This window comes from uncultured Caballeronia sp., assembly GCF_964243625.1.
In the GTDB taxonomy this organism is placed as follows: domain Bacteria; phylum Pseudomonadota; class Gammaproteobacteria; order Burkholderiales; family Burkholderiaceae; genus Caballeronia.
Map to the genome: position 1 here is coordinate 1 of NZ_CAXTGZ010000542.1, position 4,075 is coordinate 4,075.

General features: G+C 64.0%; 3 protein-coding genes. All 3 read left to right on the top strand.

The window, feature by feature from the left end:
- Positions 1-794, top strand: a 794-nt coding sequence (locus ACFFAR_RS26620) for a dihydrodipicolinate synthase family protein (protein WP_174364784.1), incomplete at its 5' end; no start/stop codon positions are given.
- Positions 795-861: 67 nt separating this feature from the next.
- On the top strand, positions 862-2,445 hold the full coding sequence (locus ACFFAR_RS26625) for an aldehyde dehydrogenase family protein (RefSeq protein ID WP_174364783.1): 1,584 nt from the start codon (positions 862-864) through the stop codon (positions 2,443-2,445).
- 501 nt (positions 2,446-2,946) lie between these two features.
- A partial coding sequence (locus ACFFAR_RS26630) for a zinc ribbon domain-containing protein (protein WP_375508769.1) occupies positions 2,947-4,075 on the top strand: 1,129 nt, incomplete at its 3' end.

Below are 4,075 nucleotides of genomic sequence, written 5' to 3' on the forward strand. Positions count from 1 at the left end.
TGTGCATCCTCGCCAATTTCTCCGAGCAATTCGCTCTCACCGACGACGAACGCTCGGTCGTTCAGAAAACTGTGCTGGATCACGTGGCGGGCCGCGTGCCGGTGATCGTGACGACCACGCATTTCAGCAGCGACGTGTGCGCCGCCCGCAGCCGGGCCGCGCAGGACGCGGGCGCTGCGATGGTCATGGTCATGCCGCCGTATCACGGCGCGACCATCCGCGTGGGCGAACGCGGCGTCTATGAGTTCTTTGCCCGGGTCTCGGACGCCATCGATATCCCGATCATGATCCAGGACGCGCCGGTCGCGGGCACCCCGCTGTCCGCGCCGTTTCTCGCCAAGCTCGCGAAGGAAGTGGCGAACGTGTCGTACTTCAAGATCGAGACGGCGCAGGCAGCGTCGAAGCTGCGCGAACTGATCGAACTCGGCGGCGACGCTGTAGTCGGTCCGTGGGACGGCGAGGAAGCGATCACGTTGATTCCGGATTTCGATGCAGGTGCGACCGGCGCCATGACTGGCGGCGGTTATCCGGACGGCATCCGCAAGATCGTCGATGCCTACACCGCCGGCGACACGGAACGCGCCGCCGATCTTTACGAACACTGGCTGCCGCTGATCAATTACGAAAACCGCCAGTGCGGCCTAGCAGCATGCAAGGCGCTGATGATGGAAGGCGGCGTGATCCGTTCGGACACGACCCGTCACCCCTTCGCGCCGATGCACCCCGCCACGCGCGAAGGCTTGCTGAAAGTGGCGCGGCGCCTCGACCCGCTCGTGCTGAGCTGGGGCAAGTAGCGCAACCCAAGTAACGCATCCCTATTCGCTTCACTACACCTGACACCATCCAAGGATTCGAACCATCATGGAAATCTCCAGCAATCTGCTGATCGGCAAACAGAGTGTTCCCGGCACCAACGGCTCGATCAAGGGCGTCGATGCAGCCACCGGCGAGCAGCTCGCCCCGGCCTTCGGCGGCGCAACGCTTGCGCAACTCGAGCAGGCATGCGCGCTCGCGTGGGCGGCATCGGATGTGTATCGCGAGCTGCCGCTTGAAACGCGCGCCAGGTTTCTCGAAACGATCGCGCAGAACATTCTCGATATCGGCGATGTGCTGATCGAGCGGTGTGTCGCCGAAAGCGGTCTGCCGCGTGGACGCATCGAAGGCGAGCGCGGCCGGACCGTCGGCCAGTTGCGCATGTTCGCAGCAGTCGTGCGCGAAGGGGATTTCCTCGGCGTGCGTATCGATCCGGCGCAGCCGCAGCGTCAGCCGCTGCCGCGCGTCGATCTGCGTCTGCGTTATGTGCCGCTCGGCCCGGTCGCCGTGTTCGGTGCGAGCAATTTTCCGCTGGCGTTTTCGGTGGCGGGTGGTGACACCGCCTCTGCGTTCGCCGCAGGTTGCCCGGTGATCGCCAAGGCGCATTCGGCGCATCCGGGTACGTCGGCGCTGGTCGGCGCAGCCGTGCAAAAAGCGGTCGCGGATTGCGGCTTGCCGGAAGGCACGTTCTCGCTCCTCTTCGATAGCGGCCGTGACGTCGGTCAGGGCCTGGTATCGGATCGGCGCATCAAGGCGGTAGGATTCACGGGTTCGCGCGGAGGCGGCACGGCGCTGATGAAGCTCGCGGCTGCGCGTCGTGAACCGATCCCCGTCTACGCGGAAATGAGCAGCATCAACCCGGTCCTGCTGTTCCCGAACGCGCTGAAGAATCGCGGTGCGGCGATCGGCAAGGCGTTCGCCAGTTCGCTGGCATTGGGTGCGGGCCAGTTCTGCACGAACCCGGGACTGGTGCTCGCAGTCGACGGCCCCGACCTCGACGCCTTCATTGCAGCGACGTCGGCCGCATTGAGCGACATCCCGGCTGCAACCATGCTGACGCCGGGCATCCACAAGGCGTATGTATCGGCGCTCAGCAAGACGGCCGAACACAGCGACGTCAAGACGCTCGCACGCGGCGCAGAAGCCAAGGGCGGGACGCAAGGTCAGGCCGCGTTGTTCTCGACGACCGCCGAGGCGTTCCGCGCCAACGCAGAGTTGCAGGAAGAGATCTTCGGCGCGGCTTCGCTGATCGTGCGTTGCCCGGATCTCGGCACGATGCTCGATCTGATCGAAGAGATGGAAGGTCAGTTGACAGCGGCGCTGCATATCGATGAAGCCGATTACGCCGAGGCCCGCAAGGTGCTGCCGGCACTCGAACGCCGTACGGGACGTATCCTTGTGAACGGTTTCGGCACAGGCGTTGAAGTGGGCCACGCAATGGTCCACGGCGGCCCGTTCCCCTCCACCGCTGACGGACGTTCGACGTCGGTCGGAAGCCTCGCCATCGATCGTTTCCTGCGTCCGGTGAGCTATCAGGATCTGCCTGACGCACTGCTGCCCGATGCACTCAAGACGGACAATCCGCTTGGGCTGAATCGTCGTATGGATGGCAAGCTGCAGTTGGGCAAGTAAAACTCCCTGTCTTGTTTCGAGGCGGCAGTCTGACGGCCGCCTCGCTATCGCTTCATACCAAAACAATCCCTCCTATTGAATGCACGTTGGCTGCCCCGGCCAATCGCCGCATTCGCGTAAACGCGCAAAAAAATTAATCACTTTTACGCCGCACGATTGCGGTTCAAGCAACGCAATGGGCCTTCTTCTAGCGGTGTATTCGGACAGAACCTAGCTCGTGGCCGACGAAACCACAGGTCGCTTTTACATGCCGCGAGCCACGTTGGCCGACAAAGCCAGTGCAGGCGATTCCCTGCTTCATCTGAACATCAAAAACACGCCCGTGGCGCGGCGGACCATGTGTTGACTGCGTCGCGCAGATGTCACATATTGGTTCCGCTCCCGTCAAGCACGTCCGGCCTAGGGAGTCCGAAGCAATTCCTCATACGAGCATCGATTCGTCTGAATTAACCGGACGCGCAAGTGGTATGGACAGCCCTTGTGTCCCGGGAGGTTTTTCGCATGGCCCGTCTTTTGTTTCCATCGTCTGCCGAAACCGTGACGTGCATGCGTTGCGGCAACGCCATCCCGGGTGACGCCGACACGTGTCCGCATTGCGGCGCCGATCACGGCGGTTCGCTCGCGGGCGCAAACACCTCGGCGCTCGCAGGCGGACTGCGTCTGCCGTTCGCCGCGCGCCGCGGATCGCTGGCAGCGCCGTCGCCGTATCCGAGCCTGCCTGAAGAAGCCGAGTTCGCGGGAACCGGCGAGCAGCGCTGGGACAACTCGAAGAGCGTCACGCTCGGCGCGATCATGCTGGCGTTGATCGCCGGCGGGGTGATCTATTCGCAATCCGGCGAACATGAAGGCGCAATTTCCGGAACACCGGCCGGTCACAGTGCGTATGGCGCCATCGATATGAAAGCCGCACTCGGTGCCTCCGCGCCTGTCATCCACTCCGCCGCGGTGGCGCCGGAGAAGCCGGCAGTGCAGGCACCGGTCGTTGCGACGCCCATCATCGCGGATACGACCGCCCGTGTCCCCGCTACACCGGCTGCCGTGATCGACAATCTGCAGGCCGCCCGCGATGCCATCGAGCGCGGCGATCTCACCACCGCGCGCCGCCGTTTTTCGAAGATTCCGGCCGCGCAATTGAGCGCGGGCAACATTCAGCGGACGCAGTCAGAACTCGTGGGTCTGGAGCGCACGCGCGACAACCTCCTGCAAATGGCGCGCGGCTGCGAAGCCACCGGCTCGTGGGTATGCGTGCGCCAGAATGCGCGTGATGTGCTCGCTATCGATGCAAGCAACGTCGAAGCGCAAACGCTCGTGGAGCATGCAATCACGCGTTCCGGCTGGTTGAACAAGACGCCGCCTGCGATGGCTCATGTCGCACCGAAGCCGAACGCCACGGCGCCTGTTGCAACGGTAACGCCGCCCGTGCGACGGATTGCATCCGTGCCCGCTGAACAGCCGCGCTCAATACCGGTCATGCCGGCGCCAACGCAACTGGCGCCGGTCGCATCCGACTCGACACGCGTGGGCACGGGATCGCACGCGCCGCTGACATCGTCGGCCATTGCAGCGCCTCAAGCGGCAACATCGACGTCGTCGTTCATTCCGATGCCCGACGGCCCCGGGACACCGGTTG

Coding starts and splice junctions, on each gene's coding strand:
- ACFFAR_RS26625 (WP_174364783.1), top strand. CDS start 862: ATGGAAATCTCCAGCAATCTGCTGATCGGCAAACAGAGTGTTCCCGGC.